General features: G+C 54.2%; 20 protein-coding genes. 5 read left to right on the top strand and 15 right to left on the bottom strand.

What is annotated here, in order from left to right; all coding sequences use genetic code 11:
* Positions 1 to 217: 217 nt before the first annotated feature.
* Both IEW65_RS05625 and IEW65_RS05620 read right to left on the bottom strand, forming a co-directional pair.
* Positions 218 to 1015 (bottom strand): M48 family metallopeptidase, encoded by a 798-nt coding sequence (locus IEW65_RS05625; protein ID WP_188638514.1) that lies wholly within the window; start codon positions 1013 to 1015, stop codon positions 218 to 220.
* A 138-nt stretch (positions 1016 to 1153) separates the two neighbouring features.
* Entirely contained in the window at positions 1154 to 1960 is an 807-nt protein-coding gene (locus IEW65_RS05620) for a 2OG-Fe dioxygenase family protein (RefSeq protein ID WP_188638513.1), read from the bottom strand.
* Between the two features lie 262 nt (positions 1961 to 2222).
* Here IEW65_RS05620 and IEW65_RS05615 point away from each other — a divergent pair, with 262 nt between their 5' ends.
* Positions 2223 to 4091: a putative bifunctional diguanylate cyclase/phosphodiesterase gene (locus tag IEW65_RS05615; RefSeq protein WP_188638512.1), complete on the top strand. Its 1869-nt coding sequence runs from the start codon at positions 2223 to 2225 to the stop codon at positions 4089 to 4091.
* Positions 4092 to 4297: 206 nt separating this feature from the next.
* On the opposite strand, the gene IEW65_RS05610 is transcribed toward IEW65_RS05615, so the two are convergent.
* The 4 genes from IEW65_RS05610 to IEW65_RS05600 are packed head-to-tail and all read right to left on the bottom strand — an operon-like array spanning position 4298 to position 7116.
* A complete protein-coding gene (locus IEW65_RS05610) occupies positions 4298 to 5995 on the bottom strand; it encodes a DUF2326 domain-containing protein (RefSeq protein ID WP_188638511.1) in 1698 nt (565 codons plus the stop codon).
* On the bottom strand, positions 5986 to 6222 hold the full coding sequence (locus tag IEW65_RS17210; RefSeq protein ID WP_422822604.1) for an ABC-three component system middle component 6: 237 nt from the start codon (positions 6220 to 6222) through the stop codon (positions 5986 to 5988). The genes IEW65_RS05610 and IEW65_RS17210 overlap by 10 nt, the downstream gene beginning before the upstream one ends.
* The gene (locus IEW65_RS05605; RefSeq protein ID WP_188638510.1) at positions 6209 to 6802 is read right to left on the bottom strand and encodes a hypothetical protein; all 594 of its coding nucleotides are present in this window, start codon (positions 6800 to 6802) and stop codon (positions 6209 to 6211) included. Before IEW65_RS05605 ends, IEW65_RS17210 begins: the two co-directional genes overlap by 14 nt.
* The gene (locus IEW65_RS05600) at positions 6802 to 7116 is read right to left on the bottom strand and encodes a hypothetical protein (protein ID WP_188638509.1); all 315 of its coding nucleotides are present in this window, start codon (positions 7114 to 7116) and stop codon (positions 6802 to 6804) included. Before IEW65_RS05600 ends, IEW65_RS05605 begins: the two co-directional genes overlap by 1 nt.
* Before the next feature lie 400 nt (positions 7117 to 7516).
* Between IEW65_RS05600 and IEW65_RS05595 the strand changes: the two genes are divergently transcribed.
* Positions 7517 to 8437 carry a ketopantoate reductase family protein gene (locus IEW65_RS05595; RefSeq protein WP_188638508.1) on the top strand — a complete coding sequence of 307 codons (921 nt, stop codon included), beginning with the start codon at positions 7517 to 7519 and terminating at the stop codon, positions 8435 to 8437.
* A 233-nt stretch (positions 8438 to 8670) separates the two neighbouring features.
* On the opposite strand, the gene IEW65_RS05590 is transcribed toward IEW65_RS05595, so the two are convergent.
* The 9 genes from IEW65_RS05590 to IEW65_RS05550 all read right to left on the bottom strand — a co-directional run bounded on the left by IEW65_RS05590 (position 8671) and on the right by IEW65_RS05550 (position 17839).
* Complete coding sequence (locus tag IEW65_RS05590; RefSeq protein WP_188638507.1) at positions 8671 to 9297, bottom strand: glutathione S-transferase family protein; 627 nt, start codon at positions 9295 to 9297, stop codon at positions 8671 to 8673.
* A gap of 119 nt (positions 9298 to 9416) precedes the next feature.
* Entirely contained in the window at positions 9417 to 10313 is an 897-nt protein-coding gene (gene mmsB, locus IEW65_RS05585) for a 3-hydroxyisobutyrate dehydrogenase (RefSeq protein WP_188638506.1), read from the bottom strand.
* A 42-nt stretch (positions 10314 to 10355) separates the two neighbouring features.
* Positions 10356 to 11471, bottom strand: coding sequence for an enoyl-CoA hydratase/isomerase family protein (locus IEW65_RS05580; protein ID WP_188638505.1), 1116 nt, complete (start codon positions 11469 to 11471; stop codon positions 10356 to 10358).
* Between the two features lie 45 nt (positions 11472 to 11516).
* Positions 11517 to 12671 (bottom strand): acyl-CoA dehydrogenase family protein, encoded by a 1155-nt coding sequence (locus IEW65_RS05575; protein ID WP_188638504.1) that lies wholly within the window; start codon positions 12669 to 12671, stop codon positions 11517 to 11519.
* 240 nt (positions 12672 to 12911) lie between these two features.
* Positions 12912 to 13913 (bottom strand): branched-chain amino acid ABC transporter permease, encoded by a 1002-nt coding sequence (locus IEW65_RS05570; protein WP_188638503.1) that lies wholly within the window; start codon positions 13911 to 13913, stop codon positions 12912 to 12914.
* Between the two features lie 2 nt (positions 13914 to 13915).
* Positions 13916 to 14803: a branched-chain amino acid ABC transporter permease gene (locus IEW65_RS05565; RefSeq protein WP_139527314.1), complete on the bottom strand. Its 888-nt coding sequence runs from the start codon at positions 14801 to 14803 to the stop codon at positions 13916 to 13918.
* 150 nt (positions 14804 to 14953) lie between these two features.
* Positions 14954 to 16177 carry an ABC transporter substrate-binding protein gene (locus IEW65_RS05560; RefSeq protein ID WP_188638502.1) on the bottom strand — a complete coding sequence of 408 codons (1224 nt, stop codon included), beginning with the start codon at positions 16175 to 16177 and terminating at the stop codon, positions 14954 to 14956.
* Positions 16178 to 16307: 130 nt separating this feature from the next.
* Positions 16308 to 17057 (bottom strand): ABC transporter ATP-binding protein, encoded by a 750-nt coding sequence (locus tag IEW65_RS05555; protein ID WP_188638501.1) that lies wholly within the window; start codon positions 17055 to 17057, stop codon positions 16308 to 16310.
* The gene (locus IEW65_RS05550; RefSeq protein WP_188638500.1) at positions 17054 to 17839 is read right to left on the bottom strand and encodes an ABC transporter ATP-binding protein; all 786 of its coding nucleotides are present in this window, start codon (positions 17837 to 17839) and stop codon (positions 17054 to 17056) included. Before IEW65_RS05550 ends, IEW65_RS05555 begins: the two co-directional genes overlap by 4 nt.
* 311 nt (positions 17840 to 18150) lie before the next feature.
* On the opposite strand from IEW65_RS05550, the gene IEW65_RS05545 reads away from it, so the two are divergent.
* From IEW65_RS05545 to IEW65_RS05535, 3 genes are read left to right on the top strand one after another with little or no spacing between them, the layout of a single operon-like run.
* The gene (locus tag IEW65_RS05545) at positions 18151 to 18555 is read left to right on the top strand and encodes a MerR family transcriptional regulator (RefSeq protein WP_188638499.1); all 405 of its coding nucleotides are present in this window, start codon (positions 18151 to 18153) and stop codon (positions 18553 to 18555) included.
* 57 nt (positions 18556 to 18612) lie between these two features.
* Positions 18613 to 19782, top strand: a complete 1170-nt coding sequence (locus IEW65_RS05540; protein WP_188638498.1) for an isovaleryl-CoA dehydrogenase — start codon at positions 18613 to 18615, stop codon at positions 19780 to 19782.
* 22 nt (positions 19783 to 19804) lie between these two features.
* A complete protein-coding gene (locus IEW65_RS05535; RefSeq protein WP_188638497.1) occupies positions 19805 to 21412 on the top strand; it encodes a carboxyl transferase domain-containing protein in 1608 nt (535 codons plus the stop codon).
* Positions 21413 to 21424: the final 12 nt, after the last annotated feature.

The following is a 21424-nucleotide window of genomic DNA, read 5'->3' as shown; positions in this document are numbered from 1 at the left end:
GATAGGTGCGCTTAATCTCACTTGCAGATATCAACCGTATAAGCAACACAATTAAAAAGAGAAGCGGCAAGTGGGAGTATTAAAAGATTGCGCTGCATTCCTTGCAGCGCTTAGCGTAACGTCCTTGTTTGGGCAATTCCTTTGCCCCGTTCACAGCTACCTTGCGCTTTAAGTTAGAGGCTCACTGTTCGTTCGCGAACATAGGGCGATAAAACATTTAGCACTGCGCCGGAGTCACGGTGCGGTAAGTAGCGTTGGCCTCTTCAAGCGCCTCTTGCAGCACTCGAATGCGCGATTCATGAGCCGGGTGAGTAGACAAAAACTCCGGTGGCTGGCTGCTACCCGCCGCCGCCATGTTTTGCCACAGCGCCACGCTCTGCTGCGGGTCAAAGCCCGCACGGGCCATAATCTCCACGCCCATCAAATCCGCTTCTTCTTCGTGGGTACGGCTAAACGGTAGGCTAATACCTAATTGCGCCCCCACCCCCAGCGCTTGCATCAACTGCTGATTGCCAAACTCCCCTTCCCCCAGCAACCCCACCACCAGCAACACGGCCTTAATGCCCAGCTGTTGGGTTAAGCGTTCATTGCCGTGGTCGGCCAGTACGTGGGCCACTTCATGCCCCATCACGGCGGCAAGCTGGGCAGGGGTTTCCGCCACCTGCAACAGGCCGCTATGCACACCGATACGCCCGCCCGGTAGCGCAAACGCGTTAGGGGATGGTTCATCAAACAGCACCACCTCCCAGCGCTCGGGGAAATCGAGCCCTGGGTAGCTCGCCTCCGCACCTGCCACTATTTTTTCTGCCACGCACTGCACCAGCCGGTTCGCTTGCGCATCGCGGCTGATCGGCTGGGTATTGCGTAGCTGATCAAAGGCGTCTGCCCCCATATCCGCCATTAACGGGCCAGGCACCAACGCCAGTTGAGAACGCCCGGTAGGCGTTTCCCCACAACCCGACAACAAGCCCAACAGCCCCGCCAGGAAAAAAGGTAATACACATCGCCGATGCATCGGTAGGACTCGTCTGAATTAAGAAACGTGCAACAGAGTATAAGCCGCTTCGCGCTCCTTAATCCCACTCCCCCAAACAAAACGCCCCCGGAGCTCTGAACGACACTCCGGGGGCGTTGGTATTGCTAGGCGCTCAATTTACCGAGAGTGTCCATAGCTCTCATTGAGGACCGCTTCCGGGAAGTAGCGGCGCAACATGCGGTTCTGGAAGTCATCCACGAAACGGCTGTTAATGATGATGATAAACCTCTCAAAGGGTACCTCACTTTTAAGCTGTTCGATCCCGTCGACACTGTGGAATAGCCGGTCATCACGCAGATGAAGGATATCACCCGGATTCAGGGTGATATCGACCAAGGGCTGCGTGCCTGCCTTGTCCGCGTAGAGGTGATTTTCGGCACCCGCCACGTTTTCCCGATTGAGGACCAGAATGCTAAGGGCCTTGCAGCCATCGGCATGAATCCCCTGCCCTTGCAGGGGGTCGATGCTGCCTTCCCCACGAACCCCGGTGATCTGCATCAGGATAGGTTCGTGCGCACCGATACTCCACAGCCTTGCCCAGGCGTGAACGAAGGCCTTCACATCAGAGCGTGCCAAGAATTCTTCCGTCAGCGGATCATAGTAGCGCAGGCGATCCGCCATGCTTTCAGCATCGTTAAAGGCACCTCCCTGGGCCATGGGGCATTGGCCCATCTCCTCTATGTCCCCCTGATCATTCAAAGCGAGCCATGACATCCGCTTCCATCGCTGATTGACATAGGGATCGCGCGGCAGGTCTGCGGTAAACCCTTGCCAGGCGGCTAGGTCGATTCGCTCCCGAATATCGGTTTTCGCCCAATCCTGCTGCCTCAGCGCTTCGGTCACTCCTGGATGCCAATAATCGGCGAGTGAATCGGCAGGCATGGAGGTGTGTTCGAAACCGTGCCTGAGAATATCGAGTTTCATGTGGGTATTCTCCTGTTAACTGGGCGGAATTGCCCGGTGCTGCCGTTTTAAACACCACGGTCAACAGGAAGAAAATGAAAAGGTTTGCAAGGATATGTCAAAGAAATGTACTTAAAAAGAGCGATTTTGTTGAAAAAAGGATCAAAATGTTGATGACGTATAGGTATAGGTTATCTCCTACAATTAGGTGTAGGATAATCACAACAAAGTGCCTACTGTTGCCATTATGATGGCTCTTAACAGTGTTTTTTAAGTGGACCCCATGACTGCCAGCGATTCCCGACATCACACAGATCCGGAGCGCCTGAAGAAACACCGCAGGGAGTTTTCCGGTGCGCTCGTGTTGGAGTCGCCAAAGGCAACGTTAACGGCTGGCATTGATTCGCATGAAGCCAGCAGAGAAGAAGTCGAGTTAGTACGCCGCCAGTATCTGGAGAGTGAACAGCGATTCCGTGCCCTGCTAGAGAGCCTGCCGAAGGTGGCGGTTCAGGGGTATGATCGCGATCGGCGAGTGGTTTACTGGAATGAGGGTAGCACGCGTCTCTACGGCTATGCCGCCGAGGAAGCCCTGGGACAGTTACTGGAAGACCTGATCATTCCTGCTTTCATGCGTGATGACATGATCCAGGCGCATGCTGCTTGGATCAAAGAAGGGGTCGATATACCCGCCGATGAACTCGAGCTCCAGCACAAAAGCGGTGAACTGGTATCGGTCTTTTCGCAGCATCTGATGCTCAATGAGCATACCGACGCCCCCTTGATGTTCTGCGTGGATGTCGATCTTTCCGACCAAAAGCGCGCCCACCGCGACCTGGAATTTGCCACCCGTTTCGACAGGCTCACCCATCTCCCTAACCGCCAGACGTTTGAAGCCGATCTGGACAGTCTGTTGGATGCCTGTCGACGCCAGGGCCAGGGCCTAGCCACCATCTACGTAGACATCGATCATTTCGTCGAGATCAATGATGCCCTTGGCTATGATCAGGGCGATCGCCTGCTCGTTGAGCTGACTCAGCGACTGAGAGAGTGCCAGCGAGCCACTGACTTAGTGTCCCGAGTCTCTAGCGATGAATTCGTGCTGGCCTTCCCCTGCGCCCACTTATCTACCGATGTCCGACGGGTTGTTCGGCGTGTCCAGAATGTCTTTCGGCGACCTTTCATTCTGGATGGCCGGGAGCGTCAGGTCACGGCTTGCCTGGGTCTGGCACTCTTTCCCGAGAATGGTGAATCATCACGCGAGTTGATCCGTAATGCGGATGTTGCCAAGAACCGTGCCAAACTGGAGGGTCGGGGTGCTGTACGTTTCTTCCAACAGAAGCTCCATGATGAGCTGGTTCGCCAGCACTATCTCTTGGCACGCCTCGAGGAAGCCCTGGATAACGGTGAATTCTCCCTCCACTACCAGCCTCAGGTTTCGGCGGCCAGTGGGCGAATAGAGAATCTCGAGGCCTTAATACGCTGGGAGCCTGCCGATGGCCCGATGACCACGCCTGCCGAGTTTATCCCGCTGGCCGAGCGTTCCGGTTTGATTCATCGTCTGGGCGACTGGGTCATCGAAGAGGCTTGCCGCCAGCAGGTGGAATGGCGTGCTAAAGGGTTTCATGAGCACCGCGTTGACATCAATGTTTCGGGCCGCCAGCTGGTGCGCCCCGATGCCCTCAAGCGCTTCGAAGACACGCTGCAGCGTCACGGCCTTGGGCCGCGGGATATCGGCATCGAATTGACCGAGAATGTCCTGATTGAATCCGACGAGACCGTGCTTGAAGACCTGCGGCGGCTCTATCATCGCGGTTTTCACATCGCTCTCGACGACTTCGGGACCGGCTACTCCTCCCTGAGCTACCTCAAACACTTTCCCGTCACCGCTCTGAAGATCGACCGCTCCTTCATCCACGACGCCCCCACGCAGCCAAAGGACAGAGCCATCATGGAGGGGGCCATCCTCATCGGTCATCGGCTGGGGTTGGAGGTGGTGGCCGAGGGCGTCGAGAATGCCGAACAGTTGTCACTGCTGCGCGATATGCATTGCGACCTCGTTCAAGGGTTCTTCTTCTTCCGCCCGATGCCTGCCCAGGAAATAGAGCGGCTGTTGAGTGGGTTTGTGGGTGGTCATGGGGGGTTATCGGGCTGAGGGTTGTTGTGGTTTGGCGTGCCGCTCAATTTGTTGCGGTATTTTGGGGAGCTTGTGGGCGACCTTCATTGATTGCTAGGATTGAACCTGTGGCTGTGGCTGGACTGCTGTTATCGGCCAATAGCGGACTCTCAAATTTAGCTAAAATCCTCAAATTTTTGGGGACGATTCAAACTATTGAGATTAAGGATGATAAATGTACTTTATCAGATCTTAAAAAATTTATCTGACTGCTTTAACCATAACACTGTATTATCATCAATAAACTTTTGATCAAGTGATTGCAATTTATCACTTAATATAGCCATCACTACTTGGATTTTCTTTTTATTAGCTATGCGAGCTAAAGTAGCTATTTTATCTGGATCTGCCGCTTCTAGATGATCTTGCAGTGTGAACTGAGGTAATTTTTCTTTTACATTTTTTACGTATTCTACAAAGGCCATATCAAATGCTAGCGCAGCTGCACGCGGCGCCCCATCACCGGCAACCTTCTCTTGGTTAACTATAGAAAACTCAAGTTCATTAGTGGCGCTATTGGTGTCAACATTTATACTCAGAGCAAAGCTCTTGAATAAAGCGCGCGTATATTCCTTGCATTCCTTATTAAATACATCGACATTAGTTTTTAGTTGTGACATATGCGCTTGATTGTTCTGCCTTAGCTTTGTAATTATCAACTCTAACTTCTTAATCTTCCTCGCTTCAGAAGCGATTTCGTCTACAATCATACTCGCTCTTCCCCGCTCCTCTCTTTTATCCTGCAACTCCTTCTCAATAACAATAAAGCCACCTAAATGTGATTCAGTAAAAATAGCCTTTATCAAAGATTTTTCTTCTCTTAAAAGAGCCTCTAGCTCCGCTTGTTTGCTTTCCCTGTCTAGTGTGTATTCAGCGAGCTGTTGATTAACATACTCTGATTTTTTTCGTATTACCAAGTCGTGAAAATTGATAACCTCTTCTAGAGATTTGCTCAGATTAGGCACTAGTGATTTCGCCTCCGCATAGATGGCTTCAATCATATTGACGTCGAGATCGGACTGTTTGGAAGCATAGTTGGCTATTGTTCGTCGAGCATAATTCATTCTAATTTCCAAGCGCGCGATTTCACTTGTAACCTGTGCTATTAGCTTTCTCTGGTGCTTGAGGCGAGTAATTCCCTCATTTTGTGCATCTTTAAAATCATATGCATCCTCTTTTTGATTCAATATCTCAATATCGTCATCTATAGACTTAAGCTTGTCTTTATAATCTTGCTCAGTCTTACCATTTAGTAGCATGGCTATTCGAGATTCGCTCTCCTTTTTCTCCTTACTCAGCTGTATTTCCCTTGAAAGTTCACTGTGCCCTGCAAATCCAAATATGTATGAATAGTAAGAAATATAGGAAGCATCTGACGTATGAACGTTTAAATAACGATACGTGCCATGAGAAGTAGTTTTGTCTATTCTGACAAAGCGATTCTTTATTGCGCTATAGGTAGGGCTCTCAATGCTAAAGCCTAGCAATGGAGCCAAGGCTTCTTGAAATTTATCATTGGTATCGTATTCATTGCCATTAATCCAGCTATAACGCTTAAGTACTGTGCGAGTTTTCTGATGAGCTTCAATGATTCGCCTTTTTATACAATAAGGAGTGCCACTTATATTCATGTACAAAACAAATGTTACATTCCCACTTGTAACGAACTTTTTTATTGAATCGCTTGTAGTTCTTGAGTCTGGATCGTTCCAGATATTTTCACCATCAGATCCAAGACAAAAGTTAATTACCCGTAACGCGGTACTCTTACCAATATGATTCCCTGATGCTTCCGAGTTGGTAATAATGTTTATACCATCTTGGAATTTAATCTCTCGCCTAACTAATTTACCGACTAGAACCTGCAATTTAATTAGCTGCATAATTTAATGTCACCTAAATCTGTTAGCTCAATAGCACCGACCATATACAGCCAATCCAAACCAAAGTTGAAATAAGCGAGCGAGACGTTTTCATTTGAGATTTTGAATTTCTCAAATAGTTCTAAGGGGTCGACAGACATATTCTCTAAGGAGCGCAATACAAATAGTATATTTGCACCAATGACATAAAGGCTCTTATAGGGTGCTGATAAGTTACTTATAATCATCGGGTCTTTCCAATATTTTGCAATTAACGAATCCATAGCAAACAATCAAACTAGTTGCCCCTTGGACGTCTTCGACCGGACAGTGATGTAAATCAACTTCAGCAAAACCTATAACTGTATTAGACACACTCAGTATGAGGTTATCCGCGTTAGAGCGCACCAAACTAATAACATCTTCTTTTTTTGACGGATCAGCCTTATTGATTATTAATAATTCTCTTCTATGATTTTTATAGTTTTGGTGTATAGCTTTAAGAAACTTATCCTTTGATCCTGGTTCCTCATCATCAATAGCGTCGACCTGCTCCTCAACAACAGATAAAAAACTTATGCATTCATTGATCTCTTCACCAAAAACTTTAACGTCATTAAACTCAATCTTTTCCATAGGATCCGGTAGTTCGTTATCATCTGATTTTTTCGGCTTTTGGTCATAATTATCTATTATTTTTTCTAAAAGTGGATTAAGTAGAGAACGATACCTTGCAGTTTGATTTATATTAAACGTTGGTTTATTTCCAACTCCAGAACCATCATAAGCGAGGCCCCCTCTATCCGCCCTTATGTCTTTACCTGCCATTATTTGTCACCCTTGTTTTTCTTAAAAATATTAAACTTATTAAGAAATCCAGAGTTATCGACAGAAACACCACCGTTATCAGATGTAATAGTTTTGCCTGTGGATTTTGATGAAAACGAAAGGAAAATAGCGACAAGGAGTAACAGACCCGCAATCCCAGAAGACCATTTAAATGCTACCAAAGTTTGCTCAGCACTCATTTGAGAGAATAAATCAGCCTGTATAAATCCTTCGTGAATTGACCAGAATGTCGCGGCCGCTATTGCAGCTAAGCCAAATCCTGCTTTGACCGCAACCTTCAGAAAATCAATCATATTCCGCATTCCTTACCAAAAAAATGAAACTAAGCATGTACAACTAGCACCTACCACACGACTACTTAAAGCTGCTTCAGGTTTCACCATTAACTTTTTTAAACATAAACTGGCTCAATAGTACTCACGATATAATCGGTATCCTTTTCTTCCCGATTTTAAATCTCCGGCATCCGCTATGGGTCGAAAGCTGACACTCCATCAATTCCTGCTTGGTGTCACCATCGCAGCCTTCCACATACTATCACTAACAAAACCAGCTTAGCTGCAAACCTACCAAACTATCCTTACCCCCGTCACTAGAAAATAGTCCCACTGCCCCCCTTTTTTCACTCCTTAGCCACACCACACCGGACGCGGTAAGCTTGTCAGCACTCCCGTTACTGAAGATGCTTTACCCATGACCACCCACTGGATTCTTGGCCCTGGGGCCATTGGCCGTTTGTTGGCGCACTCCCTAGCCTCGCTCGTTGAAGTGGCGGTGATTGGCCGCCGTGACTTACCCTCGCGGCAATTGCTGACCACACCGGAAGGCGAAGTGCATGTTCAGCACTTGACCTCACTCACCGCTGAGCGGTTGGTAGCGGATGCACCTGAGCCGCCTGCGTTCGTGCATATCACTACCAAAGCGATGGCCGCCGAGGCGGCGCTTTCGAGTATTGCGAGCGTGCTGCCCCCTTCCACCCCGTTGGTGCTGTGGCAGAACGGCTTTTATGCGCAGCCGCGTATTACGCAGATGTGGCCTGGGCCGGTGCTGTGCGCCACCACGACTCAGGGGGCGTACTTAACGGGGGATGATGGCGTGGTGTACGCCGGGCGTGGGCCAACGTTTGTTGGGGATTTGGATAACCAGCACGCAGGGTCGGCGAAAGCCTTAGCGGCGCTGCTGAGTGAGGCTGGGTTTACTGCTTCGGCGGTGGGCGATATTCGTAGCCGCTTGTGGCAGAAATTGGCGGTGAATGCGGCGATTAACCCGCTGGTGGCGCTGCATGGCGTGCGAAATGGTGAGCTTCGTGGGGACGCCTATTCAGGCCGAGTGGTGGCCGTGGTGAAGGAAGTGGCAGCGATTTTAGCGAAGGAAGGCGTTTTGCCGCCGAATGGTGGTGAAGGTAAAGCAGCATGGCTGGCGTTGGTTTGGCAGGTGGTGGAGAACACCGCGAATAATAAGGCTTCGATGTTGCAGGATGTGGAGGCCAAGCGGCTTACCGAGCGTGAGGCGATTTTGGGGCCGTTGATTGAGCGCGCTGAGCGGTATGGGTTGGGGTGTGAGGTATTGAAGGGGTTGAATAGGGAGTTGGCGTTGTTGGAGGCGAGATTTTAGTTGGGCTTGGGTGGCTGGATCGTCGCGCGCTGAAGCGCCCTCCCACAGGCACTCTCACAAGCATTAAAGTTGAGTGTGTGATAACGACCGAAGGGTTGATTGAGCATGTCGATAACAGCCCAGGGGCAGCGTTGCCGCCCTTCGCGGGTGCCTCGCGTGGCTCGTTACGCCGCGCTACGGGGTGTTTGCCTTTATTCAATGCCGAAGATACCCGGCGAGTTCTCAATGGCTTGTTAGGTGACGGGAATCATCACGACCTTGCGGTAGGCGGGGCGTTCGGTGAGCTGCTCTGTCCAGCGCGCTAGGTGCTGGTTGTGCTGCCAGGTGAGGCAGCTGTTGAATAGATTATAAGTGAACGGGGCGATGGCGATATCGGCAAGGCCGAATTCATCGCCAGAAAACCAGCGCTGCTGGCTTAACGTGGCGTCTAGCTGGGCGAAGAGTTTTTCGCAGGCGGCGATGGCAGGGTCTAGCAGTGTGCTATCGCGCTGTTCCGGCGGGGTGCGCACATAGCCCATCAAAATGGTGCGGTGGGCGGGGGTTAGCAGGCTGCTGGACCAATCCATCCACTTTTCCATGTGCGCCCGCTTGGCGGGCTCTTCGATCCATAAGTGGTTGGGGCCGTACTGCGCTGCCAGGTAGCGGAGAATGGTGTTGGACTCCCACAGCACGCTTTGCGTGGTGTCGTCTTTCAGCAGCGGCACCAGACCGTTCGGGTTCATGGCGAGGTATTCTGGCGTGTCGTTTACACCATGGTGTAGGCCCGCCATGATCTGCTCGAACGGTAGTTCCAGCTCTTCCAGTGCCCAGAGCACTTTTTTGACGTTGGTGGAGTTGTTGCGGCCCCAAAGCGTAATCATGGCAGTCCTTGTTGTTGGTTAGTTGTGTGGCGCGACCAGGGCGGCGTTGCCGCCCTTCGCGGGTGCCTCGCGCTGCTCGTTACCACGCGCTACGCCATCGCCTCACGATTTACCACGCACTACTCACCCTTATCCTGATACAGCTGTAGCAGGCTGGAGAAGTCGAGTTTTCCGTTGCCGCCTGCTTTGTGCAGTGTAAACAGCGAACGGGCGGCGGAGCCCATGGGGATGGGGGCGGCGCTTTGCTGGCTCACGTCCATGGCGAGGCCTAGGTCTTTGATCATCAGATCCACCTGGAAGCCGCCCTGGTAGCCTTTCGAGGCGGGGGCGTTTTCCATCACCCCTGGGTAGGGGTTGTAGACGTTCAGTGCCCAGTTGCCGCCCGAGCTTTGCTTCATGATTTCTGACAGCACGGCGGGGTCGAGGCCATTTTTAACGCCCATGTTGATCGCTTCACAGGTGCCTGCCATCAGAATCGAGAGCAGCATGTTGTTGCACACTTTGGCTACCTGCCCTGCGCCGTGGTCGCCTGCGTGGAAGATGTTTTTACCCATGGCTTGCAGCACTGGCTGCGCCTGAGCGAACTGTTCTTCCGAGCCGCCCACGATAAAGGTCAGCGTGCCCGCTTGGGCACCGCCTACCCCACCGGAAACCGGCGCATCTACAAAGCCGATGCCCTTTTCAGCGCCAGCAGCGGCCACGTGGCGGGCGGTGTCGGCGTCAATGGTGGAGCAATCGATTACCAGCGCGCTTGGTTTAATCACTTCAAACAGCGGCGCATCGCCATCCACGTACAGCACCCGCACGTGCTTGCCCGCGGGCAGCATGGAGATAATGAAGTCGGCGTCGGTAGCGGCTTGTTGGGCGGTGGCGGCCACGTCGCAGCCTTGGGATTTAGCGGTTTCCAGCGCTTGGGCGGAAAGGTCAAAAGCGCGCACGTTAAAACCAGCTTTCGCCAGGTTGGCGGCCATGGGGCCGCCCATATTGCCTAAACCAATAAACGCAACGGTAGTCATCTTTTTATCCTTATTAGCGTGTTGTAGAGAGCGCAGTGTGCGTTATTTAAGGTCTGCCAGCGGGTTAGTGTCCCATGCGGGGGCCAGCAGCTCGTCTATAAAGGAAGGCTCAACCGAGGCCACATCTGGGTAGGTCCAGCTTGGCTGGCCGTCTTTATCCACCAGCAGCGCGCGCACGCCTTCGGGAAACTCCCGGTGGCGGCAGCACTGTACAGAGAGCGAAAGCTCAAACTGAAACACTTCCGCCAGCGACATGTGTTTGGCACGGCTAAGCTGCTCGTCAATCAGCTTGATAGAAACAGGACTGCCGTGAGCCAAGGTCTTTTGCGCTTTGCTAAACCATTTGTCATCGGTCTTCACCGCCAGCACGGCTTCCACCATCTGCTCGACGGTGTCGTGATCCATCAGCTCACGAATTAAAGAAGATGATTTGTAAACCGGCGCTTCCATCTCAGCAAAGACATTGTGCGATACCTGCTCTAGCTCACGCAGCACGCGGTTCACCACGCCATGGGCATCGGTGTGTTCGCCTTCGCCCCAGCTGGCGTCCAATAGCTTTTCAGCCAGTGCGCCGCGGTGATGGCTAGCAATCGCTCGGTCGGCTAGGCCTAGATGAACCGCATCTGGCGCGTTAATTTGCCCGCCGGTCATGGCGAGAAACCGCCCTGCGCCACCGGGCAGGCGGTTAAGGAACCAGCTGGCGCCCACATCTGGGTACAGTCCAATGGTCACTTCCGGCATAGCCAGCCGGGAGGTCTCGGTGACGATGCGGTGGCTGCTGCCGCTTAACAGGCCCATGCCGCCGCCCATCACAATGCCGTTGCCCCAGCAAATCACTGGTTTTGGGAAGGTGTGCAGCTGGTAATCCAGGCGATACTCGTTCTCGAAGAAGCGCTCAGGGAAATCGGCAGCACCTTCACCTTGAATGGCCTTATAGAGATTGACCACATCGCCACCGGCGCAGAAGGCTTTTTCGCCCGCGCTATCCAGCAGCACGGCCACGACCCGTTCGTCGGTTTGCCACTGGTTTAGGCGCGGCAAGATCTCTTCGATCATCTCCAGCGTGAGCGCGTTTAAGGAGCGCTCTGCGTTCAGGGTGATCTCGCCAATCACATGGCCATCTTGGGTGGTGTGCTCTTCAAACAGTACACAACTCATGGTTTGTCCTTATATGCTCGGGCTCGGTGATAAGTGCCCTGGCGGCTATAGCTCAGCGGCACCGTCGGCCAGTACGCGGCGGGAAATAATCAGCCGCATAATCTCGTTGGTGCCTTCCAGAATACGGTGTACGCGGGTGTCGCGCACGTAGCGCTCCATCGGGTACTCCTTAATGTAGCCATTGCCGCCGTAGAGCTGCAGCGCTTCGTCGCACACTTTAAAGCCAACATCAGTGGCGAACCGCTTGGCCATAGCGCAGTAAGTGGTGGCATCCGGATGGCCCGCATCCAGCTTGGAGGCGGCCATGCGTACCAGCTGGCGGGCGGCCACCAGCTCGGTCACCATATCGGCCAGGCGGAACTGCAGCGCTTGGAACTCGGCCAAGCGCTTGCCGAACTGCTTGCGCTCTAGCATGTAGTCGCGGGCTTTATTGAGCGCCTGCTGGGCGGTTCCGATGGAGCAGGTGGCGATATTGATACGCCCACCGTCCAGGCCTTTCATGGCGATTTTAAAGCCGTCGCCTTCGTTACCCAGCAGGTGGTTAGCAGGTACGCGCACGTCTTCAAAGGTGATCATGCGGGTGGGCTGGCTGTTCCAGCCCATTTTGTCCTCTTTGCGGCCGTAGCTGATGCCTTCGCTCTTGGCATCCACCGCAAACGCAGAAACGCCGCCAGGGCCTTCGCCACCGGTGCGCGCCATCACCACCAGGAAGTCAGTGCTGCCCGCGCCAGAAATAAACATCTTGCTGCCGTTTAGTACGTAGTGTTCGCCATCACGCTTGGCGGTGGTTTTCAGCGAAGCCGCATCAGAGCCGGAGTTAGGCTCGGTCAAGCAGTAAGAGCCTAGCAGCTCGCCGGTCGCCAGTTTTTCACCCCACTGCTCAACGGCCTCTGGGGTGCCGAAATCTGCCAGCATCCAGGTCACCATGTTATGAATGGTGAGGTACGCAGTAGTCGAGGTGCAGCCCATCGAGAGCTGTTCAAAAATAATGCTGGCGTCCAACCGAGAAAGCCCTAAACCGCCAACGCTTTCCGGGGCGTACAGCGAACAGAAGCCCAGCTCCCCTGCTTTACGAATCACATCGACGGGGAAAAAAGATTCTGCGTCCCATTCGGCGGCGTGGGGTTCCAGCTCGTTTTGGGCGAACGCCCGGGCCATATCAGAAAAAGCGACCTGGTCTTCACTTAGCTCGAAATTCATGGCGTATCTCCACAGCGCGTGGGTGGCCTGAGCCCTTTTGAGGCAGCGGCACAGTCGCACGCGGTTGTTGTCATTATTGGCAATGTTGACGTTTACGTTAACTTATATTTTTAGCCTAGAAGGCGCAACCCAATCCCCCACGACCTTTGGCGTAGAAAGCGGCCAACACCCCTTTCCAGGCAGAAAAAAGGGTGCCCAAAGGCACCCAATCCACGGACAGACGCGGTTAATGGAAATCCATCACTTAAAGTTCTTACGGTACATTTTAGAAAGCTCGCCAATGATGCCGCTGCGGAAGCTGAGTACGCACACCACAAAGATGATGCCCAGAATCACACTTACCCAGTTGCCCAGCGGCGACTGCGCCAGCAGGTGTTGCAAACTCACTACTAGCCCTGCCCCCATCAGCGGGCCCAGCAGTGTGCCTACGCCGCCCAGCAGCGTCATCAGGATGACCTCACCCGACATGTGCCAATGAGCATCGGTGAGCGAGGCCAGCTGGAACACGACGGTTTTAGTAGAGCCCGCCAAGCCTGCTAACGCCGCTGACAGCACAAAGGCCAATAACTTGTAGGCATCCACGTTGTAACCCAGCGAGATAGCGCGGGGCTCGTTTTCGCGAATGGCTTTCAGCACTTGCCCAAAGGGTGAATGAACCGTGCGCTGAATCACCGCAAAGCCAAACACAAAGACGGCAAACACGAAGTAGTACATGGCCAAGTTACTGCTGATATCAATCACGCCAAACAGGCTGCCCCGCGGCACGCCGTGCAGGCCGTCTTCCCCACCGGTAAACGAAGACTGTACAAACACGAAGAACATTAGCTGTGCCAGCGCCAGCGTCACCATGGCGAAGTAGATGCCCTGGCGGCGAATGGAGAGCACCCCAAACAGCGCGCCGAGCAGCGTAGCCATCGCCGTGCCGGCCAGAATACCCAGCTCGGGCGTCAGGCCTGGGTAGCTTGCCAGCAGGTAGCCGGTCACGTAGCCACCGGTGGCCAGGAAGGCCGCATGACCAAATGAGAGCAGCCCGGCGTAGCCCAACAGCAGGTTGAAGGCACAGGCAAACAGTGCGAAGCAGAGAATCTTCATCAAGAAGACCGGGTACGCCACAAACGGAGCGACCAGCCCGACAGCTAACAGCGCTAGATAGAACATATTGCGGCGAAATTTGGCGCGACGTTGACGCTCTTGAACCGCCGACGGCAGATTCACTGCTTCAGTTGTGTGAGAGGTTGCCATGGTTATGCCTCCTTACCGAACAGCCCAGCGGGGCGTAACATGAGCACCAAGATCATGACCAAAAAGATTACGGTATTAGAGGCTTCCGGGTAGTACACCTTGGTTAACCCTTCAATAATACCCATGCCGAGGCCAGTCAAAATGGCACCTAAAATGGAGCCCATACCGCCAATGACCACCACTGCAAACACCACGATCAGCAAACTGGAGCCCATGGTGGGCGACACCGGGTACAGCGGCGCTGCCAGCACGCCTGCAAAGGCAGCAAGCCCCACCCCGAACCCGTAGGTTAAGGTAATCAGCAGCGGTACGTTCACACCGAACGCCTGCATCAATTGAGAGTTTTCTGTGCCAGCGCGCAGGTAAGCGCCCAAGCGGGTGCGCTCAATCATGAACCAGGTGAATAGGCACATCGCCAGCGCCGCCACCAGCACCCAAGCGCGGTAGGTAGGCAGGAACATAAAGCCCAGGTTCAGGCCGCCTTGCAGAATTTCTGGGGTGGCATAGCGCGCCCCGGAAACGCCGAAGAAGTTAATCAGTGTACCTTCAAAAATCAGTGCTAACCCGAACGTCAGCAGCAGCCCGTAGAGGTGGTCGAGGTGGGCAATGCGACGCAGCAAAAAGCGCTCCATCAGCATGCCAAAACCACCCACTACCAGCGGGACTAAAATCAACGCTAACCAATAGTTAATGCCCAGGTAGCGAAAGCCTAGCAGCGCGGCGAAGGCTCCCAGCATGTACTGCGCCCCATGGGCAAAGTTGACGATCTTCAGTAGGCCGAAGATGACCGCCAGGCCCAAACTAAGCAGTGCGTAAAAGGCACCGTTCACAAGCCCAAGCGTTAGCTGGCCCATGAACACGGCCATTGGCACGCCGAATATCATCGTCATGGTATGACTCTCCTCGCCGCTAAGCGGGCAGCCCCTAGTGCGGCTGCCCCAGCGCGTTGCTTATTTTGTAGAAACGCTTTTCATCACGCCTTACGGCTTGCTTGAACGTTGGGCCAGGCCCATCGGCCCTGGCCCAACGATGTCAGCCGATTAGTTCTGCACCAGCGGGCACTGGCTGTCAGACAGCGGACGGTAGGCTTCTGCGGCGGGAATGGTGCTGAGGATGTTGTAGAGATCCCACTCACCGGTAGACTCTTCCGGGGTTTTCACCTGGGCCAGGTACATGTCGTGAATCATACGACCATCTTCACGAATGCTGCCGTTACGGGCGAAGAAATCGTTAATCGGCTCTTCAGCCATTTTTGCACGCACGGTCTCTGGGTCGTCGGTGCCTGCGGCTTCAACGGCTTTCAGATAGTGCATGGTGCTGGAGTAGATACCCGCTTGCACCATGGTGGGCATGCGGCCAGTTTCTTCAAAATAACGCTCCGACCAAGCGCGGGACTCTTCATCCATATCCCAGTACCAGCCGGTGGTCAGCAGCAGCCCTTGAGTGGCTTCTAGGCCCAGCGCGTGTACATCGTTGAGGAAGATCAGCAGACCTGCTAACTGCTGGCCGCTTTGGGTCAGACCAAACTGGCTAGCGGTGGTAATCGCATTTACCGTATCAGCGCCAGCGTTAGCGAGCCCGACGATTTTCGCGCCAGAACCTTGGGCCTGGAGAATGTAGGAAGAGAAGTCGCTGGTGGGGAACGGATGGCGTACGCCGCCGACAATCTCACCACCGTTGGCCTCTACCACGCTGGTCACATCTGCCTCTAGCGCATGGCCGAAGGCGTAGTCAGCGGTGAGCAGGAACCAGCTATCGCCGCCCTGCTCAACCACCGCTTTCGCGGTACCGTTGGCCAGCGGGTAGGTGTCGTACACCCAGTGAATGTGGTTCGGGGTGCAGTGCTCGTTGGTAATACTGGAGGCCGCCGAACCCGACACAATGCCTAGGCCATTGTTCTCTTGCAGCACTTTGGTCACGGCGATAGACACAGACGACGCCACTAAGCCGCCGACCATATCGACGTTACGCTGGTCGATCCACTCACGCACGGTGTTGGCACCCACGTCAGCGCTGTTACGGTCATCGGCGCTGAAAATGACGATGGGCGAGCCATTCACGCTGCCACCAAAATCAGCCACCGCCATTTCCATCGCGGTTTGGCCGCCTGGGCCCGCTAGGTCACGATAGGTGCCAGACATATCCGCCAGGTAACCAATGCGGACTTCGCCATCGCTGATCTCGGCGTGAGCAGTTGAGATCGCCATGCTGGAGGCAGCGGCAACAGCGATGCTGGCAGCCAGCGTTTTTTTCATAAAGGTCATGTTCGTCTCCTGGCCCTGCGGGCCTTTGTTTTTATGATACGGACGTTCAGTTATAGCGTTTGTGTGTGGAGCGTATGCGTTGCGTTTGTTGTTCTTTAAGGTCGTACTGACAGTTTAGATGGTGTGCGATTTATACCCCCAGCATGCTGTTTAAGTGTTCCCGCCGCGACGGCAGCTGGGCGGCGGTAATTTCTTCAACAATCTGGCCGTGATCCATCACGAAGTGGCGGTCTGCCAGCGGGGCCGCAAAGCGGAAGTTCTGCTCGACCAGTACGATGGTCATGCCGCGCTCTTTTAGCTGCACCAGCACTTCACCGAGCTTCTGCACGATGACGGGCGCTAGCCCTTCGGTAATTTCATCCAGCAACAGCAGCCTTGCACCGGTACGCAGAATACGCGCCATGGCCAGCATCTGCTGTTCGCCGCCGGAAAGCCGTGTGCCTGGGCTGTTACGGCGCTCATACAAGTTAGGGAACATGCTGTAGATTTCATCCAGGCTCATACCGCCCGAGCGCACGGTCGGCGGTAGCAGCAGGTTTTCATGCACATCTAAACTCGCAAAAATGCCGCGCTCTTCCGGACAGTAGCCAATGCCTAGCCGGGGAATGTGGTGGGGTTTCATGCGCAGGGTTTCGTTGCCATTAATAATAATCGACCCAGTACGCCGCCCTACCATATTCATAATCGCTTTGAGCGTGGTGCTGCGCCCCGCGCCGTTGCGGCCCAGCAGAGTGACCAGCTCACCGCGTTTCACGTCGAAATTTACCCCATGCAGAATGTGCGACTCACCATAGAAGGCGTGTAGGTCCTGCACGCGCAGCATCTCAAGGGTTTGGTTTTCCGGGGCATCTTGGTTATCGAAGGCTTCGGCGGTATTCATGCGCTAGCCTCCTCTGCCGCTTCGCTGCCCATATAGGCTTCGCGCACTAAGGGGTTGCGAGAAACGCTGTCGTAGTCGCCTTCTGCCAACACCGCGCCCCGCGCCAGCACGGTAATGCGGTCACACAGGCGGCTTACCACGCTTAAGTTGTGCTCGACCATCAGCACTGTGCGACCTTGGGAAACCCGCTTGATTAAGGCCACGATGCGGTCCACATCTTCCGCGCCCATGCCTTGGGTGGGCTCATCTAACAGCATCATGCTGGGGTCCAGCGCCAGCGTAGTGGCCACTTCCAAGGCGCGCTTGCGGCCATAGGGCATTTCCACGGTCAGCGTATCGGCATATTCGCGCAGGCCCACTTCTTCTAGTAGTGCCAAGGCACGGTCGTTGAGATGATCCAGCGACTTTTCCGATTTCCAGAAGTGAAACGACGTGCCGAGCTGACGCTGCAGCGCTACGCGCACGTTTTCCAGAGCGGTCATATGGGCAAACACCGCTGAAATCTGAAACGAACGCACCAAGCCAAGCTGGGCAATTTCGTTAGATTTTTTGCTGGTGATGGGCTGGCCGCGATAAAGGATTTCACCCCGCGTAGGCGGTAGGAACTTGGTCAGTAAGTTAAAAACCGTGGTTTTGCCCGCACCGTTTGGGCCGATCAGGGCATGGATATGCCCCTCCTGCACCTGGAGGTTGACGTTATCCACGGCAGTAAAGCCGCGAAACTCTTTGGTCAGCCCTCGAGTTTCGAGAACCGGCCCCTTGGTTACTTCGTCTGCACGCATGAGGTAAGACGCCTCTTGTTGTTCTTGTACGGTGGGAAGCGCAACTCGTTAGCCAGCAACGCATCCTTACCTGAACGTAAGGTGTAAGTGCAAACTAGCAACCTCACACAGGGTATTACAATTACAACTTTGGTCTACGCACCATGCTAGCGCACCTCCAAAAATTAAAATAAATACTAAATTTCAGATACTTATATAAATTCAACGCTAACTCACTCTTTGCAATCGCAGCTTTACGTTAACGTAAACTTGTTTTAGCCTCATGGTCAGTGTTCCATAGGGACATCCCCCTATCGACGAGAATAATGATCATGAGCAAAACCTACTCGATCAGCGAGCTGGCCAGTGAGTTTGACGTCACCACTCGCAGCATCCGTTTTTACGAAGACCAAGAGCTGCTGCATCCCTCTCGCCGAGGGCAAACTCGCATTTACAGCAGCAAAGATCGTGTACGGCTAAAACTGACGCTGCGCGGTAAACGCCTAGGGTTTTCGCTGGCAGAGATTCGCGAACTGTTTGAGCTGTGGGATGAAACTCGCAGCGGCAGTGAAAAACAGCTTCACTTAATGCTGAGCAAAATCAGCGAGCGCAAAGCCGCGCTAGAACAGCAGATGAAAGACATCACGATGGTGCAATTAGAGCTTGAGAGCGCAGAAATCCGCTGCCGCCAAGCACTGGAAGAGCTCAACGAGAAGCATCCAGCCACCTCGAAATAAGCTTTTTGATGAATGCCCGTTAGAAAACAGCTCTTAACAACGACAAGGTGATTGACCATGTTTTCCCACTATTCAGAACTTAATTTCGGTCTTGACGATGAACTGAACATGCTGCGCGAGCAGGTCAACGCCTTTGCCGCCAGTGAAATTGCTCCTCGTGCGGCTGAAATCGACCGCAACAACGAATTCCCCAGCGATCTATGGAAGAAATTCGGCGATATGGGGCTGCTAGGCATCACTGTATCGGAAGAGGATGGCGGCAGCGGCATGGGCTATCTGGCCCACTGCATCGCCATGGAAGAGATTTCCCGTGCCAGCGCGTCGGTGGCGCTCTCCTACGGCGCGCACTCTAACCTGTGCGTGAACCAGCTGAAGATCAACGCCTCCGCTGAGCAGAAAGCCAAATATCTGCCGAAGCTCATTAGCGGCGACCACGTGGGTGCACTGGCGATGTCAGAGCCGGGTGCTGGCTCGGACGTGGTCTCCATGCAGCTTCGCGCCAAACAAGATGGCGACCACTACGTGCTTAACGGCAACAAGATGTGGATCACCAACGGGCCAGACGCCGATGTATTAGTGGTTTACGCCAAGACTGATCCGGAAGCTGGTTCCAAAGGCATCACCGCTTTCATCATTGAAAAAGGCATGCCCGGCTTCTCCACCGCCCAGAAACTCGACAAGCTGGGTATGCGCGGCTCTAACACCTGCGAACTGGTCTTCCAGGATTGCCGCGTACCCGCCGAGAACGTACTGGGTGAAGTAGGCAAAGGCGTACGCGTATTGATGAGCGGCCTGGATTATGAGCGCGCCGTGTTGGCCGCAGGCCCCATCGGCATTATGCAGGCCGCCATGGATGTGGTGATGCCTTACATTCACGAGCGTAAGCAGTTCAACCAGTCCATCGGTGAGTTCCAACTGGTACAGGGCAAAGTGGCGGACATGTACACCACGCTGACCGCCTGCCGCGCGTATTTATACGCCGTGGCCGGTGCCTGCGACCGGGGTCAAACCTCGCGTAAAGATGCCGCAGGCGTCATTCTCTACTGCGCTGAAAAAGCCACCCAAGTAGCGCTAGATTCCATCCAGTTGCTAGGCGGCAACGGCTATATCAACGAGTACCCCACTGGCCGCCTGCTGCGCGACGCCAAACTGTATGAAATTGGCGCAGGCACCAGCGAAATTCGCCGGATGCTGATTGGCCGCGAACTCTTCACCGAAAGTCTTTAACAATTATTAGAAGGGTCGCGCCATGAGCACACTCTCGACACAGATCAACCCGCGCAGCGATGTGTTTCAGGCCAACGAGGCCGCCATGCTGGGGGAAGTGAACAAACTCCGTGAACTCACTGCTGCCATTGCACAAGGAGGCGGCGAGAAAGCCCGCGCCCGCCATGAAAGCCGGGGCAAACTTTACGTGCGTGACCGCATCGACCACTTGATTGATGAAGGCTCGCCGTTTCTGGAGTTTTCCGCGCTGGCGGCGCATCACGTTTACGACAGTGAGGTACCTGCCGCAGGCGTGATCACCGGGATTGGTCGGGTATCTGGCGTTGAGTGCGTGATTGTGGCCAACGATGCCACGGTAAAAGGCGGCACCTATTTCCCACTCACGGTGAAAAAGCACCTGCGAGCCCAGGAAATTGCCCGCAAGCACCGCCTACCGTGCATCTATTTGGTGGATTCTGGCGGTGCCTTCCTGCCCCGCCAGGACGAGGTCTTCCCCGACCGCGACCACTTCGGGCGTATTTTCTACAACCAGGCCACGATGTCAGCAGAAGGCATTCCGCAGATCGCCGTGGTAATGGGCTCCTGTACCGCAGGTGGTGCGTATGTGCCCGCCATGGCGGATGAGTCCATCATCGTTAAAGAGCAAGGCACCATCTTCCTCGGTGGCCCGCCGCTGGTGAAAGCCGCCACGGGTGAGAGCATCAGCGCGGAGGACTTGGGCGGTGCAGACGTTCACGCCAAAATTAGCGGCGTGGCCGACCACTACGCCGAAAACGACGCCCATGCGCTGCAGCTAGCCCGCGCCTGCGTATCGCGGCTGAACTGGCAAAAACGTGGCCAGCTAGCCATGCAGCCGCCCAGGCCGCCCAAGCTCGACCCATCAGAGCTTTATGGCATTGTCGGCACCGATCTGAAAAAACCCTACGACGTTCGCGAAGTGATTGGGCGCATCGTCGATGGCTCCGATTTTGACGAGTTCAAACGCTACTACGGCGACACGCTGGTGACCGGCTTTGCCCATATTCACGGCTACCCGGTGGGTATTGTGGCCAATAACGGCGTGCTGTTTTCGGAGAGCGCCGTAAAAGGCGCGCACTTTATTGAGCTGTGCGCCCAACGCAAAATCCCGCTGGTATTCCTGCAGAACATCACCGGATTTATGGTCGGCTCCAAGTACGAACACGAAGGCATTGCCAAGCACGGTGCCAAACTGGTAACAGCCGTGGCCTGCGCCAACGTGCCGAAATACACCGTGCTGATTGGTGGCAGCTTTGGCGCGGGCAACTACGGTATGTGTGGCCGCGCTTACGACCCCAACCTGCTGTTTATGTGGCCCAACTCACGCATTTCAGTGATGGGTGGCGAACAGGCGGCGGGCGTACTTTCCCAGGTAAAACGCGAGCAGTACGAGCGCGAAGGCAATACCTGGAGCAAAGAGGACGAAGAGGCCTTCAAGAAGCCCACCCGCGACCAGTACGAGCACCAGGGCCACCCCTACTACGCCAGCGCTCGCTTATGGGATGACGGCGTGATCGACCCGCTCCAAACCCGCGACGTGCTGGGGCTTTCATTAGCCGCTGCGATGAATGCGGAAGTCAAAGAGACACGCTTCGGCGTGTTCCGGATGTAAGGGGCGAACATC

The organism is Vreelandella lutescens, assembly GCF_014640815.1.
Taxonomy (GTDB): domain Bacteria; phylum Pseudomonadota; class Gammaproteobacteria; order Pseudomonadales; family Halomonadaceae; genus Vreelandella; species Vreelandella lutescens.
Note: the sequence above shows the minus strand (reverse complement) of the source record. Positions and strands in the feature narration are given on the sequence as shown.

What these genes read in the sequence shown, in the direction of transcription:
- IEW65_RS05625 (WP_188638514.1), bottom strand. Translation starts at nt 1,015, where the DNA reads ATGCATCGGCGATGTGTATTACCTTTTTTCCTGGCGGGGCTGTTGGGC.
- IEW65_RS05620 (WP_188638513.1), bottom strand. Translation starts at nt 1,960, where the DNA reads ATGAAACTCGATATTCTCAGGCACGGTTTCGAACACACCTCCATGCCT.
- IEW65_RS05615 (WP_188638512.1), top strand. Translation starts at nt 2,223, where the DNA reads ATGACTGCCAGCGATTCCCGACATCACACAGATCCGGAGCGCCTGAAG.
- IEW65_RS05610 (WP_188638511.1), bottom strand. Translation starts at nt 5,995, where the DNA reads ATGCAGCTAATTAAATTGCAGGTTCTAGTCGGTAAATTAGTTAGGCGA.
- IEW65_RS17210 (WP_422822604.1), bottom strand. Translation starts at nt 6,222, where the DNA reads ATGATTATAAGTAACTTATCAGCACCCTATAAGAGCCTTTATGTCATT.
- IEW65_RS05605 (WP_188638510.1), bottom strand. Translation starts at nt 6,802, where the DNA reads ATGGCAGGTAAAGACATAAGGGCGGATAGAGGGGGCCTCGCTTATGAT.
- IEW65_RS05600 (WP_188638509.1), bottom strand. Translation starts at nt 7,116, where the DNA reads ATGATTGATTTTCTGAAGGTTGCGGTCAAAGCAGGATTTGGCTTAGCT.
- IEW65_RS05595 (WP_188638508.1), top strand. Translation starts at nt 7,517, where the DNA reads ATGACCACCCACTGGATTCTTGGCCCTGGGGCCATTGGCCGTTTGTTG.
- IEW65_RS05590 (WP_188638507.1), bottom strand. Translation starts at nt 9,297, where the DNA reads ATGATTACGCTTTGGGGCCGCAACAACTCCACCAACGTCAAAAAAGTG.
- mmsB (WP_188638506.1), bottom strand. Translation starts at nt 10,313, where the DNA reads ATGACTACCGTTGCGTTTATTGGTTTAGGCAATATGGGCGGCCCCATG.
- IEW65_RS05580 (WP_188638505.1), bottom strand. Translation starts at nt 11,471, where the DNA reads ATGAGTTGTGTACTGTTTGAAGAGCACACCACCCAAGATGGCCATGTG.
- IEW65_RS05575 (WP_188638504.1), bottom strand. Translation starts at nt 12,671, where the DNA reads ATGAATTTCGAGCTAAGTGAAGACCAGGTCGCTTTTTCTGATATGGCC.
- IEW65_RS05570 (WP_188638503.1), bottom strand. Translation starts at nt 13,913, where the DNA reads ATGGCAACCTCTCACACAACTGAAGCAGTGAATCTGCCGTCGGCGGTT.
- IEW65_RS05565 (WP_139527314.1), bottom strand. Translation starts at nt 14,803, where the DNA reads ATGACGATGATATTCGGCGTGCCAATGGCCGTGTTCATGGGCCAGCTA.
- IEW65_RS05560 (WP_188638502.1), bottom strand. Translation starts at nt 16,177, where the DNA reads ATGACCTTTATGAAAAAAACGCTGGCTGCCAGCATCGCTGTTGCCGCT.
- IEW65_RS05555 (WP_188638501.1), bottom strand. Translation starts at nt 17,057, where the DNA reads ATGAATACCGCCGAAGCCTTCGATAACCAAGATGCCCCGGAAAACCAA.
- IEW65_RS05550 (WP_188638500.1), bottom strand. Translation starts at nt 17,839, where the DNA reads ATGCGTGCAGACGAAGTAACCAAGGGGCCGGTTCTCGAAACTCGAGGG.
- IEW65_RS05545 (WP_188638499.1), top strand. Translation starts at nt 18,151, where the DNA reads ATGAGCAAAACCTACTCGATCAGCGAGCTGGCCAGTGAGTTTGACGTC.
- IEW65_RS05540 (WP_188638498.1), top strand. Translation starts at nt 18,613, where the DNA reads ATGTTTTCCCACTATTCAGAACTTAATTTCGGTCTTGACGATGAACTG.
- IEW65_RS05535 (WP_188638497.1), top strand. Translation starts at nt 19,805, where the DNA reads ATGAGCACACTCTCGACACAGATCAACCCGCGCAGCGATGTGTTTCAG.